Raw genomic sequence first — 21,449 nt, 5'->3', positions numbered from 1 at the left:
ACGCCATCCCCTCGTGCGACTCCGTGACGCGCGCGGCTGATCGCCGTACCCGCGGGCACGGGTGCGGTGATCGGGCCGCGGATCCAGTAGAGCTCATGCGGAAGCCCCTTCCTTCTCGGTGTAACGGCTGACGGGACGGGACAGTCCGAGGCGGGTTCGTAATGTGGTGGAGGACACAGCGGTACGGCCCAGCGCGGGCAGGTGCCGCAGGGTGGCGGGGGCCGCCAGCGGACGCAGCACCACGCCGTCGGCCGCCGCCGAGCGGTGCACGGTGGCGAGCAGCTCGCGCAGCGTGGCCGCGGTGCCGAGATGGCGGACGCCGATCTCGGCGGGCGGGGCGGCCCACCCATCCAGTTCGGCCACCTCCGCGCGTGCCGCGTCGGTCGACTCGGCCAGGTGCACGTCGAGGTCGAGCAGCACCCGCACCGCGTCGGGGTCGCGATCGGCCGCCCGCAGCGCCGTGCGCAGCGCGGTGCGGTGGCTGCGCGCGGCGTCCAGATCGGCCGCGGCGATGCGGATCAGATCGGCCCGCCGCACGGCGACACCCGTGCTCGGGTCGTCGTGTGCGCGCACCGCGACGATCGACTGCCCCTGCGGCGAGCGCGGCGTGATCGAGGGCCCCTTCACCGCAAAGTTGTCGCCATCGAAGTCGATGTAGTGCAGCTTGTTCCGGTCGATGAAGCGGCCGGTGGGCACATCGCGGATCTCCGCGTCGTCCTCCCAGCTGTCCCACAGCCGGGTGACCACCTCGATCGCCTCGTCCGCCTCGTGCCACAGCGACGCCGCGTCCTGAGCCTGCTTGCGGCCGAAAGCCTTGGCCTGCTCCTCTCCTTCGGAGACGGTGACCTCCCAGCCCGCCCGGCCGAGCGTGGCGAAATCCAGGCTCTGGATGGCCTTGGCCAGATGGAACGGCTCGGTGTGCGTCACGGGGGCCTGCGGGAGCAGGCCGACGCGCCGGGTGCGTGCGGCGACCCGCGCCGCGATCGCCACAGCATCGAGTCTGCCCCGGGTGACGCCGGGGCCACCCGGCTGCAAGCCGAACGAGTCGGGCAGGAAAACCGCGTCGGCGCCGGCCTTTTCGACCGCTGCCACCGCGTCGACCCAGTATCCGCCGGTGAACAGCTCCTCGGCCCGCGAGTCCGGCCGGCGCCAGGACGCCGGGTGCGCGCCGGTGCCCGCGAGTTCCACCGCGAGAAAGAAGTCGGATTCGGCCATCAGCAGGGTGCCTTCCAGTCGATGCACTGCCGCGCCGCGGGATGGGTTCCGGCGCAGCCGATGTCGGGGGCGAAGAGGTACGCGTGCTGCCACAGGGCGGTGGCGCGTTCCGGAGCCCGGAACCGCGTGCGCCACCAGCGTTTCACCGGTCCGGGCGGCGGCTGGGTGGGCTCCGGTTGGCTGCGGCAGTGCGGCCGGTGCCCGGTGCGGACGAGTATCCGGCTGTGGCGGTAGGTCGGACCTGGCATCAGGCTTGTCCTTTCGCTGGCGCGGGGGTGGGAATGGCGGACAGCAGTTCCCGGGTGTATTCGTGTTGCGGGTCGTCGAAAATCGCCGCGGTGGGGCCGGATTCGACGATGCGCCCGTGCCGCATCACCGCGACGTGGTCGCTGATCCGGCGGACCACCGCCAGATCGTGCGAGATGAACAGGTAGCTCAGCGCCAGCTCGGCCTGCAGCCGGTCCAGCAGGTCCAAGATCTGCGCCTGTACCGAGGCGTCCAGGGCGGAGACGGGCTCGTCGAGCACCAGCAGGTCCGGCTGCAGTGCGAGCGCGCGGGCGATCGCGACGCGCTGGCGTTGGCCGCCGGACAGTTCCGCGGGGCGGCGCTGGGCGAAACTGTCCGGCAGCGCCACCTGCCCGAGCAACTCGGTGACCCGCGCCTGCCGGGCTGCCCGGTCGCCGACGCCGTAGGCGCGCAACGGTTCCTCGATGATCGTGCCGACCCGCCAGCGCGGATCCAACGACGAGTACGGGTTCTGGTACACCACCTGGAAGCGCTTGCGCAGGGTGCGCAGCCGGGTGCCGCGCACCCGGGTGAGCTCGTGGCCGTCGAAGGTGACCCGGCCGCTGTCGGGATCGGTGAGGCGCAGCGCGATTCGCGCCGTGGTCGACTTGCCCGAGCCGGATTCGCCCACAAGCGCCAGGGTTTCGCCGCGGCCCAGCTCGAACCCCACCCCGGCCACCGCGGTCACCGAGCCGCCGGCCTGCGCGCGAAAACGCTTGTGCACCTCGCGCAATGCGAGCAGCGGAGCGCCCTCGCGCGGCTTGGGCGGCCGGTACGCGCGCGGCGGAGCCAGGCTCGGTGCCGCGGCGAGCAGCCGTTTCGTGTACGGATGCCGGGGTGCGGCGAGCACCGTCGCGGTCGGGCCGCTCTCCACGATCTCGCCACCGCTCAGCACCACGAGCCGATCCGCGCGTTCCGCGGCGACGGCGAGGTCGTGCGTGATCAGCAGCACCGCGGTGCCCCGGGCGCTGATCTGCGCGGCCAGCTGATCGAGCACCCGGCGCGCCACGGTGGCGTCCAGCGCACTGGTCGGCTCGTCCGCGATCACCAGTTCCGGTGCGCAGGCGAGCGCGGACGCGATGAGCACCCGCTGGCGCTGCCCGCCGGACAGCTCGTGCGGATACTGCACCTCGCGCAGCTCCGGGCGGTCCAATCCGGCATCGGCCAGCAGTTCGACCGCGCGGACCCGGGCCGAACGCCGGTCGGCCAGCCGGTGCACCACGAGCGCCTCGGCCACCTGATCGCCGACCCGGCGCACCGGGTTCAGTGACAAACCGGGATCCTGTGGCACGAAACCGATCCGCGCGCCGCGCAGGCGGCGCAGCGCCTGCTCCGATCCGAGATCGACGACCTCGCCGCCGAAGGTCACCGTGCCGCCGCTGATCTCGGCATTGCCTCCGAGCAACCCGATCACCGCCTGCGCGAGAGTGGACTTGCCCGAACCGGATTCACCGACCAGGGCCACCACCTCGCCGCGCGCCACACTCAGCGAGACGCCGGCCAGCGCGGTCACCGGGCCGGTGTCCGTGCGGTACCGGACCCGGAGATTGCGCACCTGCAACAGCGGATCTGCTTCCCGCCCCGCGGGTTCGGCACACGAGGCAGCGCCCGGCCGGTCCTCGACGGTTGCGGTGCGGGGCGAAGAAGCGGTGGTCATGAGTTATTCGTTCCTTCCTGCCGCGCGTCCCAGGCGCTGCGCGGCGAGCACGACCGCGATGATGACCAGGCCGGGCAGCGTGGTCATCCACCACGCGGTGGCGAGATAGTTGCGGCCCTCCGAGATCAGCGAGCCCCATTCGGGGGTGGGCGGTTTCGCGCCGTAGCCGAGGAAGCTCAGCGCCGAGACCGCGAGCACCGCCATGCCGAACTCGACCGCGGCCAGCGCGAGCACCGGCTGGTAGGAGTTCGGCAGCACGTGCCGCAGCAGCACCGTGTGCCAGCGGACCCCGCCCGCCCGCGCGGCCTCGACGAACGCCGCCTGCCGCACCCGCAGCACCTCCGAGCGCAGCACCCTGGCGAAGTTGGCGACCAGCGAAACACCCACCGCGATCGCCACGTTGCGGGTACCGAAGCCGAGCGCGGTGACCAGCGCCAGCGACAGCAGCAGCGCCGGAATCGACAGCAGCACATCGACGACGCGCATGACGACGGTGTCGACGAGGCCACCGGCCGCGCCGGCCAGCAGGCCGAGCAGTGACCCGGCGACCAGCGCGATACCCACCGCGGCCAGCGTCGCGGTGAGCGAGAGTCCGGCGCCGTGCACCATTCGCGTGTACAGGTCGCGACCGAGATTGTCGGTGCCGAACCAGTGCTGGGCGCTGGGGCTCTGGAATTTCTGCGCGGGCACGCCGGTCAGCGGATCGCCGCTCGCGAACAACGAAGGGAACAACGCCCAGCCGACCGCGAGCAGCGCGACCACGCCGGACAGCAGCAGTACCGCGTTGTCGCGTAACCATTTCCAGCGCAGCGCCGGTCGGCGCAGCCGGGGGAGGGCGGCGCGGCGGCCCTCCTCGAGGACATCAACCATGGTTCGCGACCACCTCCGCGGTCTCGGTGCTGCGGCGCGGTGTCTCGTCCGTGGCGGCCGCACGCCGGGAACGGGCGGCAATCCGCGGGTCGAGCAGCGGATACAGCAGGTCCACCGCGAGATTCACGGTGACGAACACCGTCGAGGTGAGCAGCACGATGCCCTGCACCACCGGGATGTCCTGTGCCAGTACGGCGGTCTGGGTGAGTCGTCCCACGCCCTGCCGGGCGAACACGGTCTCCACCACCACCGAGCCCGCGAGCATGTTGCCGACCAGCACGCCCGCGATGGTGAAGGTGGGCACGCTGGCGGGGCGCAGCACGTGTTTGCGCTGTACCCACCAGCGCGAGCCGCCTTTGGCCAGTGCCACGTCGACGAACGGCTGCCGCCAGGTCGATTCGAGCCCGGCGGTGAGCACCTGGGCGATCACCGCGCCGATCGGCAGGCCGAGGGTGAGGGCGGGCAGGATGGTGCCCGCGATCCCGTGGCTGCCGAACGCCGGAACCCAGCGCAGCTGGAACGAGAACAGTTGCAACAGCAGCAATCCGGTCCAGAAGGTGGGTACCGACACACCGAGCGACGGCAGCGCGTCGAGCGTGCTGCGCAGCCACGGCCGCCGGGTGTAGCCGGCCACCAGCGCCAGTGCCACCCCGCCGACCGTCGCGAACAGCAAGGCGAGCCCGGCCAATTCGAGCGTCGCGGGCAAGGCGTCACCGATCGCGCCGGTGACCGGCTGGCCGGTCACGATGGAATGGCCCAGATCGCCACGCACCGCATGCCCGAGCGCGGTCCAATACTGTTCCCACAGCGGACGATCCAGCCCGTAGCGGGCCTGCAGCTCGGCGATGGCGGCCTTGTCCACCGGGGTGCCCGCACCGGCGCCGTCGGCCGCGATCGAGATCGGGTCGGCGGGCAGCAGATACAGCACCACGAACGAGATGGTGAACGCCGCCCACAGCACCCAGATCGCCTGCAGGACCCGCGAAGCCAGATAGCGCGCCATCGCTACCGCCCGCTCAGCCAGGTGTCGAAGAACTGTAGCCGGGCCGAGGCCTCGAACTTCAGATCCTGCGTGGTGCTGCTCGCACCGATCGCCTGGGACAGCTCCACCGTCGGAATCAGCAGGCCGGCGTCGAGCACCTGCTGCTGGGCGGTGCCGATGAGGGTGTGGCGAGTAGCGGTGTCGGCGGTGCTCAGCTGCCCGTTCAACGCGTCGTCGAGCGCCGGAACGGCCTCGCGCGCATTGAGGTTGCGGCCGTCCAGGCCGAACGAGGTGCGCAGGATGTCACCGTCGGCGCGGGTGGTGTTGCCATAGCTGGTGTCGAAGTCCTTGGTGCCCTGGCGCGCCGTGGTCTCGGCGATCGACACCAGGTCCAGCTTCAGCTCCACCCCGATCTGCCGCAGCTGCTGCTGCACCAGTTCGATGATCGCCTGATTGCCCGCGAACACCTGACTGAACAGCACCGAGAAGGACAGGCGCACACCGTCCTTGACGCGGATACCGTCGCCGCCGGGCACCCAGCCCGCTTGATCGAGAATGCTCTTGGCCTTGGTCGGGTCGTAGGCCAGTCGTGCCGAGAAATCCCGGTAGCCGGGTGTGCTGCTGGCCAGCACACTGGTCGCGGGCTTGAACTGCGGCCCGAGCACGGTGTCCACCAACTGCTGCCGGTCGATCGCGGGCAGCAGGGCTTGGCGCACCGCGGGGTCACGCAGCGGACCGCGCGTCACGTTGGTCTGGAAGCCGAACGGCACACCGGGATTCGCGGTGCTCAGGATGCGGCCACCCGTCGCCTCGAGCTGCGGTGCGTCCTGCGGCAGCGCATCGCTGATCGCGTCCAGCTGTCCCGAGGCGAGACTGCCGGTGCGCACGCCGGATTCGGGCACCACCGTGAACTCGATCTTGTCCAGATAGGCCTCGCCGCGATGCGCGAAGACGGCCGAGCCCCACTGGTAGCCGATGCGCTTCGCCAGTGTCGCGGAGGCGTCCTGCCGGTAGTTGGCGTAGGTGAACGGCCCGCTGCCGATGTTGTCGCCGAGGCAGCGCTGTTCGGCCGGCTTCGCCGTGGTGGCCGCGGCGAGGATGCCCAGCTGGGTGGTCGAGGACGCCTGCAGGAACTGCGCGTTCGGCTTGCTGAACTCGATCCGCGCGGTCAGTTTGTCCACGGCCGTGGTGCCCACGTAGTTGGTGAGATAACTGCCCGCCAGCGGCGCCTTGGCAGACCCGAGCCGGAGCACCGAATCGAAGGTCTGCTTGACCGAATCCGCGGTGAGCGGGGTGCCGTCACTGAAGGTGACGCCGTCGGTCAGACGGAAGGTGAACACCTTCGCGTCCGGGCTCACCTCCCAGCTCTGTGCCAGCCACGGCTTCAGCTCGCCGGTCTTCGGGTCCTGATCGGTCAGTGAATCGACGATCTGCCTTGTCACGTACAGGGTTTGGTTGGTGCCCGCCTGCGCGGGGTCCGAGCAGGTCGGCGCCTGGGACAGGCCGTAGCGCAGGGTGCCGCCCGGCTGCGGCGGACCGGCGTCGCCGCCGGGTGCGGCCGCATCGGCGCCGCAGGCGGCCAGCGTGGACGCCGCGGCCAATGCGCCTGCCAGCGCGACGATGCGGGGGCGGGATCGGATCACGGGGTAACTCCAGAGGTATCGGCGCGGACGAGCACGTCCCGCGGGTCGAAATCGGCGGTGTCGGCGCCGGTGGCCAAGGGGCGGCTGGGAATTCGACGGCGCAGTTCCGGCGCCACCTCGGTCTGGAACAGGGCGAGGCCGTCCAGATAGTCGATCTCGGGGCGGCCGTCGCGTTCGGCGGACAGGTGGATCACCTCGTGCCCGAACTGCTCGTGCTGCCGGCCCACCTTGTCGATCACCTGCTCCGGACTGCCGACGAGAGCCGAACTGCGGGTGACGAAGTCGTCGAGCGTCTCGAACACGATCGGCAGGCCGTGCTTGCGCGCCAACGCCAGTCGCGCCTCGAAGACCGGCCGGTAGCCGTCCCTGGCCTGCTGCGAGGTGCGCGCCACATGGAAGCCTGCGGTGCCCGCACCGACCAGCGCCGCGGCCGGCTCGTGCCCGTGGAACGCCCAGCGCTCCCGGTAATACCGGACCAGTTCGGCGTACGGTTCGATCGAATAGGTGACGTTGGCCGAGAACAGCGGATCGCCGTTGCGCGCGGCTAGTTCCACCGAATCCCGGCTCGTCGCGCTGCCGTGCCAGATCCGGACCCGCGGCTGCCAGGGTCGTGGTAAAGCCTTGGCGTCCTTCAGTTCCGGCCGGAACCGGCCCGACCAGGTGACGTTGTCGCTGTCCCACAGCGCCCGGAACAGTTCGTAGCCTTCGCGATTGCGGTCCCACTGGTCGTCGGTGGTGACGTGGAACAGCTCGGCTTGTGCGGCCCCGTTGCCCTTGCCGATGATCAACTCCAGTCGCCCGCCGGACAGGTTGTCCAGCGTCGAGTAGTCCTCGAACGCGCGCACCGGATCGAGCAGGCTCAACGTGGTGACCGCGGTGAACAGCGTGATGCGTGAGGTGACCGCGGCGAGGTGGCTGAGGATCACCGGCGGTGCGGCCGAGAGGAACGGATCCTCGTGCCGCTCACCGACGGCGAACCCGTCGTAGCCGAGATCCTCGGCCAGCTTTGCCTGTTCGACGACATTCAACAGGCGTTCCCTGGTGCCGGGCAGCCGTCCGGTCGTCGGGTCGGGGACGCGAGTGACCAGGGTGAACAAGAGGAACTTCATGCGATCACCGCTGTTTCGGCAGGCCGGGCGGATTGATCCGGGACTCGGTGACCTGCTCGGACTTCAGGCCCCACCGATCGATCACCTGCTGATAGGTGCCGTGCTCGATGGCGTAGTTCAGCGCGTGCTGGATCGCGGTGACCAGCCCGGTGTTCTTCTTGGTGAGCACCGCGATCTCGCCCTGCAGCGCCTCACCCGCCCCGGAGAAGGTGGCCAGGATCTTGGTCTGGTTCGCCGTGCTGGAGTGATAGATCGCCGTCGGATTCGGTCCGATGTAGCCGTCCAGCCGTTGCGAGGCGAGCGCCAGATAGTAGTCGCTGACCTGCTGGAAATACGCGATGTCGATGGGCGCCAGGCCGTCCGCGCGGTTCTGCTCGTTCCACTTCACCAGCAGCTGTTCCTGATTGGTGCCGGTGCCGACACCGATCCGTTTGCCCGCCAAGCTCTTACGGTCCTGGTAGTCGAGCGTGCTCTGCTTGGGCACCTCCAGCGCGACCGTGTCGTTGCGGTAGGTGGCGAAGTCGTACTTCTCCTTGCGCTCCTCGGTCACCGTGACGTTGGAGATGAACGCGTCCACCTCGCCGGAATCGATGCGGACGAAGTTCTGCGACCAATCCGCCACCTGCGCATCGAGTTTCAGCCCGAGGATATCGGCGATCAAGGAGGCGAAATCGACCTCCGAGCCGACGACGGTCTTGTCGTCGTCGGCGTAGAAACGCAGCGGCGGCGCGGTGCCGGACGCACCGGTCACCACCAGCGTGCCGCGGTCCCGGATCGCCTGCGGCACTTCGGCCGCGATGCTGTCCACCTTTTGTGCGCGGACGCGGCCGGTCTGGGCGGCCGAAAGATCGAACGAGATCGCACCGGCGGGCTGGGTCTGCGACTCGGCCTCGGGATCGGTGCAGCCGGTGGCCAGCAGCACGACGGCGGTCGCGGCGGCGGTGGCCAGGGCGGAAAGCTTCATCGGATACCTGTTCATCAGCGGACTCTGGAGAGGAACGCGCGGGTGCGCGGATGTTCGGGATGGTCGAGCACGGCCGCGGGCGGGCCCTGCTCCACGACGGCGCCCGCGTCGAGAAACACGACGGTGTCGGCGATCTCGCGCGCGAAGCCGATCTCGTGGGTGACGATCACCAGCGCGGTGCCGCCCTGCGCGAGATCGCGGATCACGTCGAGCACCTCGCCGACCAGCTCCGGGTCCAGCGCGGAGGTCGGCTCGTCGAACAGGATCACGCGGGGCCGCAACGCGAGTGCGCGCGCGATCGCCACCCGCTGCTGCTGACCGCCCGACAACGTGCGCGGGTAGGCGTCGGCCAGCGCGCCGATGCCGACCCGGTCCAGCAGCACCCGCGCCTCGGCCTCGACCTCCTTGCGGTCGCGGCGCTGCGCGGAAAGCGGTGCGAGCGTGACGTTGTCGAGCACCGTCAGATGCGGGAACAGATTGAACTGCTGGAAGACGAAACCGATGCGGGAGCGCTGCTTTCGCACTTCCCGATCGGGCAGCGCGTGCAAGGTGTTGCGGCGCAGGCGATAGCCGATCAGCTCGCCGTCGATGTGCACGGTGCCCGCGTCCAGCGACTCCAGGTGATTGATCACCCGCAGCAGCGTCGACTTGCCCGAACCGGACGGGCCGATCACGGTCACCACCTCGCCGGAGCGGACGGTCAGATCGATACCGCGCAGCACCTCGTGCGCGCCGAAAGACTTGTGGACGCCGCGGACCTCGACGGCGGTGGCGGCGGTCATCGAGTCGCTCCTCGTGGTGCGGCGGAACCGGATTCGGCGATCTCGCGCAGCTTGAGCCGGACGCGCTGCAGCGGAGAAGGCGGCGGCGTGCGCTGCGCGCCCTTGGCGTAGTGCCGTTCGATGTAGAACTGCGCCACCGACAGCACGGTGGTCAGCACGATGTACCAGGCGGTGGCGACCATGAGCAGCGGCACCACCCGGCCGTTGCGGCCGTAGATCACCTGCACCTGATAGAACAGTTCGGCGATCGCCATCACCGACACGATCGAAGTGCCCTTGAACAGGCTGATCACCTCGTTGGTCGCGTTCGGCAGGATGGACCGCATCGCCTGCGGGACCACGATCGTGCGGAACTGCCGCACCCGCGGAATACCCAGCGCCGCAGCGGCTTCCAGTTGACCCGCGTCCACCGAGATGATGCCCGCCCGGATGATCTCGGCCGAATACGCGGCCTGATGCAGCGCGAGCCCGATCACCGCCGCGGTGAAGCCGCTGATCACGCCGTTCACCTCGAACGTGAAAAACGCGGGGCCGAACGGGATCCCGACCGACAGCGTGTTGTAGAGGTAAGCGATGTTGAACCAGAACAGCAGCTGCACGATCAACGGGATCGAGCGGAACGCCCAGATGTAGCACCACGAGATCACCCGCAGCACCGGATTGTTCGACAGGCGCGCGATGGCCAGCGCGGTGCCGAGCAGGAAGCCGAGCGCGGTACCCCACGCGGTGAGCTCCAACGTCACCCGCAGCGCCGACAGCACCGACTTCGCGGTGATGTACTTCGCGAACGTCGGCCAATCCCAGCCGGGGTTGGTCACCAGGCCGTGCACGAACTGGGCGAGCAGGATCAACGCGATCGCGCTGATCACCCACCGCCAGGGGTGCCAGGGCTTGGCCACGGTCGGGGCCGTTGTGTGCGACGGGGTTTCGTGTTCGGCACGGGGTGCTTTCGCGTCCGTGACGGTGTCGCCGGCCAGGGCATCGGGGGCGGTGGACGCACTCATGACGCCACCCCGCCGAGGTCCGGCGGCGGCTCGACGGCCATGGCAGCTGGTCGCTCGCTGCGCTCACTCATGGTCGGGGTCCTTCGGAAGAACGAACGTGACCGCGCCGCGTCGGGCGCCGGTCGCATCACCCGGCCAGCGACGGGTGCACACTCTGGCTGCGGGTCAGCCTCGACAGCTCTGGGCGGTCACCTTGCACTGGTCGATATGTCGGCGACCCCACCGGGTACTGCGGACAGCAGAGCTGATCACTTCGGTTCCTCCATCGGTCCCGGCGGAAGCACCCGCACCCGGTGAACCGGGGGGTTGCTGCGACGTCGACGAGCCAGGTCTCTCGGTCGCTCTGGATGGTTGACCCCGATCCGGACATCGGGCGATGCCAGGGTCGAGCCGAATTATCATGCCCAGCACGCAAACCCCGGCACAAGGAAACCGATCACCGTGAGCGTAGACCTTGCCGCCCCTCCCACCCCCCGCTATAACCAATAGCCGAACATGCGCTGAGTGTTCGCAGCGCAGCTGCCCCACCATCCCACTACCGCGAGAACAACCCGCCGCGGCGCCACTACACCGCGCCGCCGCCTTCCACGACTGGTACACCCGCCGCGCACTTGTCGCCGCGCCGCGCCACCGCGCACTGCCGCGTCGCCGCACCGGCCTCACCGCCGATGATCGCCTTTCTGCGCGACGTGGGGAAGCCAACACAGGGGGAGTGCAGGTGGAATGCGCTGGGGCAGGCACTGGGTGGGGAAGTGTGGGCGACACGCCCGAAGGTAGCGATGTCGGATTTCTCGTGGTGCCGACGTTTGCCGGAGTACCGTTCACTTCCCGGTCGTGTCGACGATGAGAAGAGGTCCCCGTGGCCGCAGCACTCCGCCTGACCATGCTCACGACAGCCGCGGCCTGCGCCCTCACCCTCGCGGCCACCGCCCCCGCAGCCGCCACCCCGGGATCCGACACGGTCACGGCTCAGCCCGCCGCCACGGCGACTGCGCCCGGTGGCCGTGTCGGTCGATCCGGGGCGACGGCGCCGGATTTGTTCGGGACTTATCAGGCGGCGGTGGATGGGTTGCGGGCGTTCGGGATGCAGCCGTTTCTTTATCCGACGGCGGCGGCGTTCTGCCTGGAGGGGACGACGTTGGGGCTGGCTCCGGCGGTGGCGGGTGCCGTGCCGGGCCCGTGGCCGAAGACGGCGATCACGTTGCCCGGGATCGATATGTCCGCCGTCAAGGCGGGGCAGACGATGTTCACGTTCATGCCGTACGGGCTCGGTCGCGACAGCGTGGACACCAGCGGGATGCGGGTCGCCTGGATGAACGTGACCACCGGGCGCGCAGGCATGGCGTCGATGGGTTCGCTCTCCGACGTCTTCCGCGCGATGGTGCCCCCTGAGGTTCCGCCCGCCCTACGCCCGCTCGCCGAACGCGCCGTCCAGGACTTCTTCGCCGCCGCCCTGCCCGTCGGCGGCATCCGCGCCGTCCCGGTCGACACCGGATCCGGCACCGTCCTCGCCGCCGTCTTCGGCACCGTCGAAAACGGCACCAACACCTGCCTCTTCCTCCCCACCGTAGGCATCACCGAGGTCCCCTGAACTCCCGCACCCCTTCCGTGTTCCCGCACCCACTCCGCCATGGCACAGCGGGTGCGGGAACGCGGAAAGGGTGCGGCGGATCAGAAAACGCTCCGTGGCCACCGTGGCGAGTCGAGTTCGAAGGCATCGCTGCGCATCGGAAGCTGCGCGCCCATGGCCGGGCGCAGCTCGTCCACCCACGGCTCGGTCCTGTAGGGCTCATCGCGGTGCGCTGAGTTCCCGCGCTCCTTCCTTGGTCTGCCGATCAGGAGGAAATGGTGGCGGCATCGGCCAAGAGCCCTCCGCCACCAATTCCTCCTGATCGACTGACCAGACGTGTCGACTCGCCGGAAGGCGGCGGCGGTTCGAGGCCCTGGATTTCCGGGCGTGAGTTACGGCCTGCCACAACCGTTTCGACCTGGCTCACCCGGCTCTGGCTTGCTGCACTGCTTCCGGCTCGCACCTGCGCTGTCATGGCATAGCGGTTGCGGGGACCCCACGCGGAGGGTGGGGACCAGACGGAGGGGGTGATCAGGCGGTGTGCGGAGTCGAGTCGGAGTGTGGAGATCAGATGGGGTGCGGGATCAGGTGGGGAGGGGGCGGCCTTTCCACTCGAGGCGGCCGCGGCGGTGGGTGTGGTGGGAGCGAACCCAGAGGCGGAGGTAGGTGGCGATGGCGAGGGGGTGGCTTGCGGCGGTGGCGAGGTCGGCGGGGGTGGGGGGTGCGCCGCGTTCGAGGGAGCGGGCGAGGAGTCGGGCGGTTACGGCGGCGGTGGAGCCGAGGAGGCCGGCGCGGCGGGTGCGGCCGCGGGCGCAGAGGGCGGCCAACGGTGGGATCCAAAAAGCTAGGGCGGCAAGGGTTCCGATGAGAGAGCCGCCGGTTACTGTGCCGCCGTAAGCGGACCACAGCCAGCGGGTGTACCCGGCTTCCAGTTCGCTTGCGTCCCGGTACATTCGGGTGGTGGCCAGCGGGCCCGCCGCGACGAGGGCGGTGGGGTGGCCGGCGCGGCGCAGGGTGCGGGCGAGGTCGAGATCCTCGGTGGGGCTGGCGGCTACTGCGCCGTGTCCGCCGATGGCGCGGTAAGCGGCGGTGTCGAAGACGAGGAACTGTCCGCAGGCCACCGCGGTGGACGGGCGCAAACTCCGGTTCGCCACGGTGATCGGCAGCGACGCGGCCCACGACCAGCACAGCAGCGGCTGCACCAGCGCTTCGGCGAAGGATTCGGCCCGCTGGAACGGCCACGGCGAGAGCAGTGCGACGCGGCGGCGGCGCAGTTCGGTGACCGCGGCTGCGATGGCGTCGGGCGCGAGCCGCACATCCGCGTCGAGGAACACCAGCACCGGCGTCTGCACATCCTGGGCCAGCCGCGCGCACGCCGCCGCCTTGCCGGTCCACCCGTCCGCTGGCTCGGTGTCATTGCGCAGCACAGTGATCCGCGGATCGCCCGCTGCCGCCTCGAGCGCCACGCCATAGGTGTCGTCGGCCGACGCGTCGTCGAGCACCAGCACCCGCAGCCGCGCGACCCCACGCTGCGCTCGCAGGTCCGCGAGCAACCCCGCTAGCCGCGTCGCCTCGTCGCGCGCCGGAACACACACGGTCACCGGCTCGATCACACTGTCCGCCTGAGCAGTCAACCGCCGCACAGTAACCCAGTTGTACGCCGCGATCCCGGCACCAAACAACGCCACCCCACTCCCCACCGAAGTCAGCAACGCCCCCACGTCGGCCGCGCGTACCGTCAACCGCCGCAAGGCAACCCAGCTTTCCGCAGCACCGCCGTGCCGACTGCTTCTGCAGGGTCTCCGCTGGTAGCAGCGATACCGGCATGCCAGGCGTGCGTGTTGTCAACCGGCGCATGGTGAGCCAGCGGTCTCCAGCACAGTCGCACTCCTGTGCGGACGGGCACTTCCAGGCCTACCAGCGGTTCTGTTTGACGGTGCGCCACCAGCGGCTCCAGGAGAATCCGGTCGGGGCGCCGGGGGCCGCGGGGTTGCGGTCCATGTAGGCCATGGCGGCGATGATCGCGGCTACCGCGAGGGTGATGCCGCCGACGATGCCTGCCCAGCCCGCGAAAGAGCGGGTGTTGGGGTCGGCGTAGCTGACTTCGGCGCGCAGGGTGGAGACGTCGCCGGGCGGCAGTTTCCAGGACACGATGTTGTCGCCCTCGCGGTTGCCGTTGGTCTTGGCGACCCGGGCCGGGAACGCGACGGTGAACTGGACGTCGGAGCCGTGCGGCGGCACGGATTTCAGGTCGACCCGGCCGCTGAGGCTGACCAGGTCGCCGGTGCGCTGGAACTGCAACTGGAACATGCCCTGGGTCTGTTCGGACAGCTGGCCCAGTTGGGCGACTTCACCGAAGGACATGTCTTCGAAGAACACCTGACTGCCCAGATAGCCGTCCTGGCTGTAGGGCTCCACGCGCACCTTCGCGGCGAGCGAATCGGGGGCCTTCAACTGCGGGCCCTTGTCCTTGGGGTCGGTCGGCACGACCGCGGCGACGATCCGTCCGGAGACCCGATCGTTGGACGAGACACCCATCGACACCTGCACGCGCAGGCAGCCCGCGAGGACCGGAACCAGCAATGCCGTGAGCAAGACGGCCGCGGCGATACGCCTGGCGAGGCGGGGCGTCCGCGGCGACGGTAGGACCGGGGCATCGGGGATCGTGGTGACGGGACTCGGCTGCACGCAGACATCGTGCCAGGCCGTTCGTCCAGATGCCCACGCGACGGGCGGAACGAGGTTCATCGGGCTGTGCGGGCAGCGCGTAGGCCTCGGTTTTCGTGCCGTCGGCGGTACCGCAGGAGCAGCGGAACACCGAGCAGACCGAGCCCGATGCCGCCGTAGCAGGCGGAGTAGGGCAGTCCGAGGAACACCGCGTGCGCGAGCACGGACCCGAGCCATGTCCACAGAAACACCGCGACGGGCACCAGCACGTCGATTTCGGAGTCCGATCCGGGTGCTGTCCTGTCGAGCCCTGCTGACAAAGTGTCGAGCCCCGCAGACGCCGCCGTGTAGCGGGCCCAGACGGTGAGCAGCGCGCCCATCATCAGCGCCACGCCGAACCAGCCGAGGTAGTTGGTGTACGGGATGTGCGCCAGTCCGGGCAGTCCGGCGTCGGTGGCGCACCAGGTCCACTGTTCGTCGGCGACCATCTGCGGATCGAGGAAAAGATCCCAGCCGACCGCGCCGATCGCGGTGAGCGCGATCCGCCGCGCCGGGCCGCGCGCCAGCAGCCCGGCCACCACCCACACCGGGTAGAGCCCACCGGTCCAGGCCAGCGCGACCACCAGCGGCACCCCGCTCAGCGCGGGCCCGAGCCGGTCCGCCGCGTACGCATAACACCCGAATGGCAAACCCGTTGCCGTGCCGACGATCTCGGCGAGCAACCCGAGCCCCGACACGATCACCGCGAACCCGAGCGCGAACCGGAGCCCCCGGGTCGCCGTCGCATGCGCCAACGCCGTTCCCGCCGAAAGCAGGACGACAATCACGGTGACCCGATCGCGGCCGGTACCCGAGGTCAGCGGATAACCGATCTGCGCGAGCACCAGCAGCACAGCGCACGCGGCGGGCACGAGGAACCGTGCCGTGCGCCGGACCTCGGTGCCGAGTGCCTCGGTCTGTGCTGCCGATGGCGCGCCGGGATCCGGTGGCACGGCGGCGAGTGGGGCAACCGGAACCTGTGTCGGCTGCCCCGTCGTCGCCTCGGCCGGCCCGTTCATCGCCTGCGCGGCAACGCGAATCGGCTGCGCCGCTGATCGCGCAGCAGCAAAGCGGCCGCACTGCGACCGCTCGCGCCCGAGACCCCGCCGCCCGGGTGGGTGGACGCGCCGGTGAGATACAGGCCGGGCGCACCGGGCACCCGCTGTCCGGACAGCTCCGGCAGCGGCCGCCACAGCATCATCTGATCCAGCGACATCTCCACGTGCATCACATTGCCGCCGAGCAGACCCATCTCCCGCTCCAGATCGACCGGCGTCTGCACGTGGCGGCGCAGCACCGAGCCGGTGAAACCCGGTGCGTAGGAGTCGACTTCGGCGATGATCCGATCCGCTTCGCGTTCCGCGTGCGCGGCCCAGGCGCTGCCGTCGGCCAGCCGGTAGGGATGCCATTGCGCCCACAGCGAGAGCTGATGTTCGCCGGGCGGCGCGATACTCGGGTCCAGCGCGCTGAAGCTCATCGCCAGCACCACCGGGCGCGGCGGCAGGTCACCGGCGGTGGCCGCGCCGTGCGCGAGCCGCAGCTGCCTGCGATCGGAGACGAGAAATTGCAGGCCCCTGGCTGATTCGTCGGGGGAGCTGCCGGGGTAGTGCGGCAACCCGCTGGTGGCCGCCCGCACCACCATGCCGATGCCGGGGCCGACCCGGATACGCCGCCGCCAATCCTCGAGCACCGCCGCGTCGAATCCGCCGTCACGCAACAGGTCCAGCGTGGTCAGCACATGGGTGCCCGCGATCACCTTGTCGGCGTGCAGGTCTCGGCCCGCGGCGGTGCGCACCCGCCAGCCGTCGCCTGCGCGGCGCAGGCTGGTCACCGCGTCGCCGGCCGTCACCACGCCGCCGTCCGAGCGCAGCCGCGCGATCAGCGCCGCGGCCAGTGCGCCACTGCCGCCGACCGCACGCCCGGGCGGCAGGGTGTGCATCAGCGCGGCGAATCCGACCATCGGCGCGGTGCCGGGTTCCGACATCGGCGGCCCGGACTGCGCGCCGAACCAGGCCAGCGACGCCTTGAGTCGTTCGTCTTCGAAGTAGCTGTCCAGCAGGGCATCACCGGACTGCAGGAATTCGCGGGAGAGCGCGCTGCCGCCGTTCTTCGCGTCCAGCCCCCAGAACGAGCGCACCAGCCGGCCCGGTGTCGGTCCGCCGCGGAACGCGCGCATCACCCGGGCGCTGCGCGGACCCCACACCTCGACGAAGCGCCGGTATGCCGCGGCCGCACGGTCGTCGCAGGCCGCGGCGATGGACGCGCAGGTGGCGTCGAGATCGCGGTGGAAGACCAGGGGCGGGCGATCGCCGACCGCCGGGGTGAAACCCCATGGGTCACAGTCGATGTAGCGCAGCCCGAAGTCGGCCAGTTCGAGTTCTTCGATGATCCCGGTGTGCCGGATCATGATGTGGGCGGAGGACCCCCGGTCGACCAGATGGCCGGGAAACCGCTCGACCGTCGACACCGCGCCGCCGAGCACGTCGTCGCGTTCGAGCACTTCGACCGCGTGCCCGGCGCGTGCCAGGTAGCATGCGGCGACCAGCGCGTTGTGGCCGGAACCTACGACGATGACCGTCACGTGACCCTCACGGCTGCTCGGTCGTCCCGTAGAGCGGCAACCGCCGGCCGAGGATGGCGAAGGGCCGGTTGTCGCCCGCGAACACGAAATTCCGCACCACGTCGCCGAATCCCTGGCGCCGGTACAGCCGCCAGGCCCGGTTGTCCTCCCGGTCCACCTCGGGTGTGGACAGCAGCACCGCCTGTTCGGTGCGGTCGCGCAGCAGCCGTTCGAGCAGCGTGGCGCCGATGCCGCGACCCTGCGCGGTGGGGTGCACGTGCAGTTCGGTCAGCTCGAAGTAGTCCGAAAGGAGCTCGCGCGCAGAGTGTTCCGGCCAGCCGGAGCGCCGCATGCCGCTGTGCACCTGCTGGTGCCACCACTGGTGCGCGGCGCCCCGGTAGCCGTAGGCGATCGCCACGATGGGCGCCGTGCGTAGGTCGACCGCGCCCGAATCCTCGGGGACCACCGCGGCGACCGCCTGCCACCCGGCGCGGGTGGTGTGCTCGGTCCACATGGGCGCGCGATGGTGTTCGGTACCGCGCGGATAGTCCATCGCCGCGACGTACACCGCCAGCGCATCGTGCAGCCGGGAGCGCAGGGTCGCGACGGAGAGGTCGACGACGACGGGTGCGGGAGTGTGATTGGGCTTGACGGCGGTCATAACTCTCGTCGGTCCACAGCGCAGGCGCGGAAGTTTGTCGGTGGGCGTCTCTATATTCAATCTCAATTCAAACGTTCGAATACCTGTTCGGTCACACCAAGGTTGTGTTGGCTCCAGGTGCTCAGGTCGTGAAGGGACTCCGGAGATGTCTGGTCGGATCGAACATCCGGGGCAGCCCGGTCGTGCGGGCAAGCTCCTGAAGCGAGCGGATGGCCTGCTCATGCAGGCCGCGGGGGAGCGAGACCCGCGGGAACGATTCCGCACCGCCTATCTCGCCGCGCTACGGGGCGCGGGCGCGGTGATCGCGCTCACCGGAGCGGACAACGCGCCGCGGGCGCGTTCGCGCAACGCGTGGGTGCTCATGCAGGGCGCCGCGCCCGAGTTCACGATGTGGGCCGATTACTTCAGCTCGCGCTCGGAGTTGCGCGCCGCGCTGGAGGCCGGACTCGATCGTGCGGTCGACGACGACGAGGCCGACGAGTTCTCTTCGCGGGTAGGCGCATTCCTGCACGACGTGGAAGATCTGCTGTCCGCATCAGCCCGTTTGCGACCCGCGCCGGGCTGGACGGGCGGCTTGACCGGATAGTGACAGGCGGCACGACCGCATAGTTATGGTCGACTAGGTGGTACGCCCCTGATCGAACTCGTATCATTGGTGGGAGATAGCCGCCAAGGTCGGCTATCTGTCGCCTACCCGGAGGCGACAGCCACGCCTAGTGCCGGGGGAGGTACCGTGCCACTCTCCGAGCACGAGCAGCGCATGCTCGAACAGATCGAGAGCGCGCTCTATGCTGAGGATCCGAAGTTCGCGTCGTCCGTCCGCGGCGGACGCCTTCGCTCGACCTCGAGTCGTCGCAGACTCCAGGCCGCGGCCCTGTTCGTCCTTGGTCTGTTTCTACTCGTCGCCGGCATCGCTGCTCCAGTGAAGCCGGGCGGCTTTCCGATCATCAGTCTGGTCGGATTCATCGTGATGTTCGCCGCGGGCGTGCTCCTGCTGCTCGGCGGATCCAAGGGCATCACCAAGGGCGATCGGTCCGGCGGCGATGCCGCTCCCGGTGGTCCAGGCAGCGGACCGAGTGGGCGTAGCCGCCAACGAAAGTCGGGCGGCTTCTCCGAGCGCATGGAAGATCGCTTCCGGCGCCGGTTCGAGCAGGAGTAGCGCTCGCCGGCGGGTTCGGTGCGGGTCCGGCGATTCGCACCCACCGCGACGAACGGCTTGCTCGTAGCCTGACAACTTCAGCACAGACGGCGACGCCGCACCGACGAGGTGCGGCGTCGCCGTCTCGCGTCCGTGGTGGGTCCACCAAGATCTCCCACCTCGCCCCACCAAGATTCCCCACACCGCCCCACGCGGTTCCCCCACATCGCCCCATCATCGGCCGAGCCGGACGGTACCTGGGGTGTTTGCTGGGTGTTTCCGGGCGTTTGTCCAGGCGTACCGTGCGTGTCGGCAGAACACGCAAAAAGTTCTCCACCTGGGTGATAGCTGGGATGACCTGCGGAATCATCTGAGCGGGGAGCCAGATCACCGGCGGTTTCGATTGAAAGTGGGGGAAAGTGGGGTAATGTGGAGCGCGCACCACAGGAAAGGCCGACCATCGAGGTGATCGACTAGGGAGGTATCGAGTTGTTTCTCGGTACCTACACACCTCGCTTGGACGACAAGGGGCGACTCACGTTGCCTGCGAAATTTCGAGACGATCTGGCGGGAGGGTTGATGGTCACGAAGGGTCAGGACCACAGCCTTGCCGTGTACCCCAGAGAAGAGTTCACCGCGCTCGCCCGGCGAGCCGCGGCGGCGTCTCGGAGTAACCCGCAGGCCCGCGCGTTCGTCCGGGCACTCGCGGCCGGTACGGACGAACAGCGTCCGGACGCGCAGGGCCGGATCGTGTTGTCGGCCGAACATCGTCGCTACGCGAACCTGCAACGGGATTGCGTGGTGATCGGCTCGGTCGATTTCCTCGAAATATGGGACAAGCAGGCGTGGGACTCCTACCTCGCCGAGCACGAGGAGGACTTCTCGCAAGCGAGAGACGAGTCGCTGGGCGGAATCTTCTAGCCCCGAGCGAACGAGTGCCGCGCGGCCTCTGCCCGGACGCGGACCCTGACGTACTTCCCCGACGCCAGGTGCCGCGGCTCGGTCAGAGACCACGGGGCATTCGTCTCCGGCAACGGTTTCTTATGCAAAAGCATTGCGGAACAAGGCGACCCGTGCGCGGTGCGCGACGAAGCGAGGCAGATCCCGGGAGGTCGAGGTGAACCATGGACAGCACCTGGACGACCCGCGTGAGCCCCGCCATATTCCGGTGTTGCTCGGCCGCGCCGACGCGCTGCTCGGCCCCGCACTCACCGAGCCGGGTGCGGTCTACCTCGATGCGACCCTCGGATTAGGCGGGCACGCCGAACATTTCCTGCGCACCTACCCGGGCCTGCGGTTGGTGGGCCTGGATCGCGACACCACGGCGCTGAAACTGGCCGGTGACCGGCTCGCGCCGTTCGCCGACCGAATCACGTTGGTGCACACCCGATATGACGGCATCGCCGATGCGCTGAGCGAGGCGGGGCTGAGCGCCGCCGGCTCGGTATCCGGCATCCTGATGGACCTCGGTGTGTCGTCCATGCAGCTCGACGAGGCCGACCGCGGTTTCGCGTATTCGATCGACGCGCCGCTGGATATGCGGATGGACCCGACCACCGGCCCGACCGCCGCCGATGTGCTCAACACCTACAGCCACGGCGACCTGGCCCGGGTGCTGAAAACCTATGGGGAGGAACGCTTCGCGGGCAAGATCGCCTTCGAGGTGCTGCGCCGTCGCCAGCAGAAGCCGTTCACCACCAGCGCCGAGCTGGTCGAACTGCTTTACGCGACGATCCCCGCGGCGACCCGGCGGACCGGCGGGCATCCGGCCAAACGCACCTTTCAGGCGTTGCGGGTGGAGGTGAACAGCGAACTCGATTCGCTGCGCGCCGCCCTGCCCGCCGCCCTGGACGCGCTGCGGGTGGGCGGCCGGATCGTCGTCATGTCGTATCAGTCACTGGAAGACAAGGTGGTCAAGCAGGAGTTCGCGCCGCGCGCGGCCTCCCGGACCCCGGTGGATCTGCCCGTCGAATTGCCGGGCATGGGACCGGAATTCCGGATGCTGACCCGTGGCGCCGAGAAGGCGACCGAGGCGGAGATCGAGGAAAATCCGCGCGCCGCTCCGGTTCGGATGCGCGCCGCAGAGCGAATCCAGGAGCGGGGATGAGACCCGTACCCGTGGCGCTCGCCCTCGTGGCCGAGCGCGGATGGCCCACATGGACACGTGGCCGATCGAGACACGCCCAGGCGTGCGCTCCTTCGGCTGAGCCGATGCGGGTCCGTCCCGCATCGATCGCAGGAGGCCGGGAGAGACACGCAGCCGCTGTCGTCTTCCGGCGGACCGGGTGCGGGGCCTGGACAAG

Annotated in this window: 20 protein-coding genes and 1 riboswitch; of the genes, 5 read left to right on the top strand and 15 right to left on the bottom strand. The window is 69.6% G+C overall.

What is annotated here, in order from left to right:
* Positions 1-93: 93 nt before the first annotated feature.
* The 10 genes from NVU01S_RS30775 to NVU01S_RS30730 are packed head-to-tail and all read right to left on the bottom strand — an operon-like array spanning position 94 to position 10,511.
* Positions 94-1,215, bottom strand: a complete 1,122-nt coding sequence (locus NVU01S_RS30775) for an LLM class flavin-dependent oxidoreductase (protein WP_043668013.1) — start codon at positions 1,213-1,215, stop codon at positions 94-96.
* On the bottom strand, positions 1,215-1,463 hold the full coding sequence (locus NVU01S_RS30770) for a hypothetical protein (RefSeq protein WP_063048195.1): 249 nt from the start codon (positions 1,461-1,463) through the stop codon (positions 1,215-1,217). Before NVU01S_RS30770 ends, NVU01S_RS30775 begins: the two co-directional genes overlap by 1 nt.
* The gene (locus NVU01S_RS30765) at positions 1,463-3,157 is read right to left on the bottom strand and encodes a dipeptide ABC transporter ATP-binding protein (RefSeq protein ID WP_244467193.1); all 1,695 of its coding nucleotides are present in this window, start codon (positions 3,155-3,157) and stop codon (positions 1,463-1,465) included. Before NVU01S_RS30765 ends, NVU01S_RS30770 begins: the two co-directional genes overlap by 1 nt.
* A gap of 3 nt (positions 3,158-3,160) precedes the next feature.
* A complete protein-coding gene (locus NVU01S_RS30760; RefSeq protein WP_175068927.1) occupies positions 3,161-4,027 on the bottom strand; it encodes an ABC transporter permease in 867 nt (288 codons plus the stop codon).
* Entirely contained in the window at positions 4,020-5,030 is a 1,011-nt protein-coding gene (locus tag NVU01S_RS30755; RefSeq protein ID WP_043668010.1) for an ABC transporter permease, read from the bottom strand. Before NVU01S_RS30755 ends, NVU01S_RS30760 begins: the two co-directional genes overlap by 8 nt.
* A 2-nt stretch (positions 5,031-5,032) precedes the next feature.
* Complete coding sequence (locus NVU01S_RS30750; RefSeq protein WP_043668007.1) at positions 5,033-6,652, bottom strand: ABC transporter substrate-binding protein; 1,620 nt, start codon at positions 6,650-6,652, stop codon at positions 5,033-5,035.
* The gene (locus NVU01S_RS30745) at positions 6,649-7,761 is read right to left on the bottom strand and encodes an LLM class flavin-dependent oxidoreductase (RefSeq protein WP_043668005.1); all 1,113 of its coding nucleotides are present in this window, start codon (positions 7,759-7,761) and stop codon (positions 6,649-6,651) included. Before NVU01S_RS30745 ends, NVU01S_RS30750 begins: the two co-directional genes overlap by 4 nt.
* Before the next feature lie 4 nt (positions 7,762-7,765).
* Complete coding sequence (locus NVU01S_RS30740) at positions 7,766-8,740, bottom strand: ABC transporter substrate-binding protein (protein ID WP_043668002.1); 975 nt, start codon at positions 8,738-8,740, stop codon at positions 7,766-7,768.
* Positions 8,740-9,507 (bottom strand): amino acid ABC transporter ATP-binding protein, encoded by a 768-nt coding sequence (locus tag NVU01S_RS30735; RefSeq protein ID WP_043667999.1) that lies wholly within the window; start codon positions 9,505-9,507, stop codon positions 8,740-8,742. Before NVU01S_RS30735 ends, NVU01S_RS30740 begins: the two co-directional genes overlap by 1 nt.
* Complete coding sequence (locus tag NVU01S_RS30730; protein WP_244467192.1) at positions 9,504-10,511, bottom strand: amino acid ABC transporter permease; 1,008 nt, start codon at positions 10,509-10,511, stop codon at positions 9,504-9,506. The genes NVU01S_RS30735 and NVU01S_RS30730 overlap by 4 nt, the downstream gene beginning before the upstream one ends.
* A 259-nt stretch (positions 10,512-10,770) precedes the next feature.
* A riboswitch (SAM riboswitch) is annotated at positions 10,771-10,865 on the bottom strand.
* Positions 10,866-11,370: 505 nt separating this feature from the next.
* Between NVU01S_RS30730 and NVU01S_RS30725 the strand changes: the two genes are divergently transcribed.
* The gene (locus NVU01S_RS30725) at positions 11,371-12,102 is read left to right on the top strand and encodes a hypothetical protein (protein WP_052280424.1); all 732 of its coding nucleotides are present in this window, start codon (positions 11,371-11,373) and stop codon (positions 12,100-12,102) included.
* A gap of 563 nt (positions 12,103-12,665) precedes the next feature.
* Here NVU01S_RS30725 and NVU01S_RS30720 read toward each other — a convergent pair.
* The 5 genes from NVU01S_RS30720 to NVU01S_RS30700 form a co-directional block, all read right to left on the bottom strand.
* The gene (locus NVU01S_RS30720) at positions 12,666-13,802 is read right to left on the bottom strand and encodes a glycosyltransferase family 2 protein (RefSeq protein ID WP_043668150.1); all 1,137 of its coding nucleotides are present in this window, start codon (positions 13,800-13,802) and stop codon (positions 12,666-12,668) included.
* Between the two features lie 193 nt (positions 13,803-13,995).
* Complete coding sequence (locus NVU01S_RS30715; protein WP_014983146.1) at positions 13,996-14,769, bottom strand: LppM family (lipo)protein; 774 nt, start codon at positions 14,767-14,769, stop codon at positions 13,996-13,998.
* A 56-nt stretch (positions 14,770-14,825) separates the two neighbouring features.
* On the bottom strand, positions 14,826-15,806 hold the full coding sequence (locus NVU01S_RS30710; RefSeq protein WP_244467191.1) for a carotenoid biosynthesis protein: 981 nt from the start codon (positions 15,804-15,806) through the stop codon (positions 14,826-14,828).
* Complete coding sequence (locus NVU01S_RS30705; RefSeq protein WP_043667996.1) at positions 15,803-17,368, bottom strand: phytoene desaturase family protein; 1,566 nt, start codon at positions 17,366-17,368, stop codon at positions 15,803-15,805. The genes NVU01S_RS30710 and NVU01S_RS30705 overlap by 4 nt, the downstream gene beginning before the upstream one ends.
* A gap of 7 nt (positions 17,369-17,375) precedes the next feature.
* Positions 17,376-18,008 carry a GNAT family N-acetyltransferase gene (locus NVU01S_RS30700; protein WP_043667993.1) on the bottom strand — a complete coding sequence of 211 codons (633 nt, stop codon included), beginning with the start codon at positions 18,006-18,008 and terminating at the stop codon, positions 17,376-17,378.
* A gap of 145 nt (positions 18,009-18,153) precedes the next feature.
* On the opposite strand from NVU01S_RS30700, the gene NVU01S_RS30695 reads away from it, so the two are divergent.
* The 4 genes from NVU01S_RS30695 (at position 18,154) to rsmH (ending at position 21,253) form a co-directional block, all read left to right on the top strand.
* Positions 18,154-18,594, top strand: a complete 441-nt coding sequence (locus NVU01S_RS30695; protein ID WP_043667991.1) for an SAV_6107 family HEPN domain-containing protein — start codon at positions 18,154-18,156, stop codon at positions 18,592-18,594.
* Between the two features lie 147 nt (positions 18,595-18,741).
* The gene (locus NVU01S_RS30690; protein WP_014983151.1) at positions 18,742-19,167 is read left to right on the top strand and encodes an SCO2097 family morphological protein; all 426 of its coding nucleotides are present in this window, start codon (positions 18,742-18,744) and stop codon (positions 19,165-19,167) included.
* A 468-nt stretch (positions 19,168-19,635) separates the two neighbouring features.
* Complete coding sequence (gene mraZ / locus NVU01S_RS30685; RefSeq protein WP_014983152.1) at positions 19,636-20,067, top strand: division/cell wall cluster transcriptional repressor MraZ; 432 nt, start codon at positions 19,636-19,638, stop codon at positions 20,065-20,067.
* 196 nt (positions 20,068-20,263) lie between these two features.
* Entirely contained in the window at positions 20,264-21,253 is a 990-nt protein-coding gene (gene rsmH, locus NVU01S_RS30680; RefSeq protein ID WP_052280423.1) for a 16S rRNA (cytosine(1402)-N(4))-methyltransferase RsmH, read from the top strand.
* The last annotated feature ends 196 nt before the right edge of the window (positions 21,254-21,449 follow it).

The organism is Nocardia vulneris, from assembly GCF_001613425.1.
Classification (GTDB): domain Bacteria; phylum Actinomycetota; class Actinomycetes; order Mycobacteriales; family Mycobacteriaceae; genus Nocardia; species Nocardia vulneris.
This window is presented reverse-complemented; position numbering and strand designations above follow the sequence as displayed.

Coding starts and splice junctions, on each gene's coding strand:
- NVU01S_RS30775 (WP_043668013.1), bottom strand. CDS start 1,215: ATGGCCGAATCCGACTTCTTTCTCGCGGTGGAACTCGCGGGCACCGGC.
- NVU01S_RS30770 (WP_063048195.1), bottom strand. CDS start 1,463: ATGCCAGGTCCGACCTACCGCCACAGCCGGATACTCGTCCGCACCGGG.
- NVU01S_RS30765 (WP_244467193.1), bottom strand. CDS start 3,157: ATGACCACCGCTTCTTCGCCCCGCACCGCAACCGTCGAGGACCGGCCG.
- NVU01S_RS30760 (WP_175068927.1), bottom strand. CDS start 4,027: ATGGTTGATGTCCTCGAGGAGGGCCGCCGCGCCGCCCTCCCCCGGCTG.
- NVU01S_RS30755 (WP_043668010.1), bottom strand. CDS start 5,030: ATGGCGCGCTATCTGGCTTCGCGGGTCCTGCAGGCGATCTGGGTGCTG.
- NVU01S_RS30745 (WP_043668005.1), bottom strand. CDS start 7,761: ATGAAGTTCCTCTTGTTCACCCTGGTCACTCGCGTCCCCGACCCGACG.
- NVU01S_RS30740 (WP_043668002.1), bottom strand. CDS start 8,740: ATGAACAGGTATCCGATGAAGCTTTCCGCCCTGGCCACCGCCGCCGCG.
- NVU01S_RS30735 (WP_043667999.1), bottom strand. CDS start 9,507: ATGACCGCCGCCACCGCCGTCGAGGTCCGCGGCGTCCACAAGTCTTTC.
- NVU01S_RS30730 (WP_244467192.1), bottom strand. CDS start 10,511: ATGAGTGCGTCCACCGCCCCCGATGCCCTGGCCGGCGACACCGTCACG.
- NVU01S_RS30710 (WP_244467191.1), bottom strand. CDS start 15,806: ATGAACGGGCCGGCCGAGGCGACGACGGGGCAGCCGACACAGGTTCCG.
- NVU01S_RS30700 (WP_043667993.1), bottom strand. CDS start 18,008: ATGACCGCCGTCAAGCCCAATCACACTCCCGCACCCGTCGTCGTCGAC.
- NVU01S_RS30695 (WP_043667991.1), top strand. CDS start 18,154: ATGTCTGGTCGGATCGAACATCCGGGGCAGCCCGGTCGTGCGGGCAAG.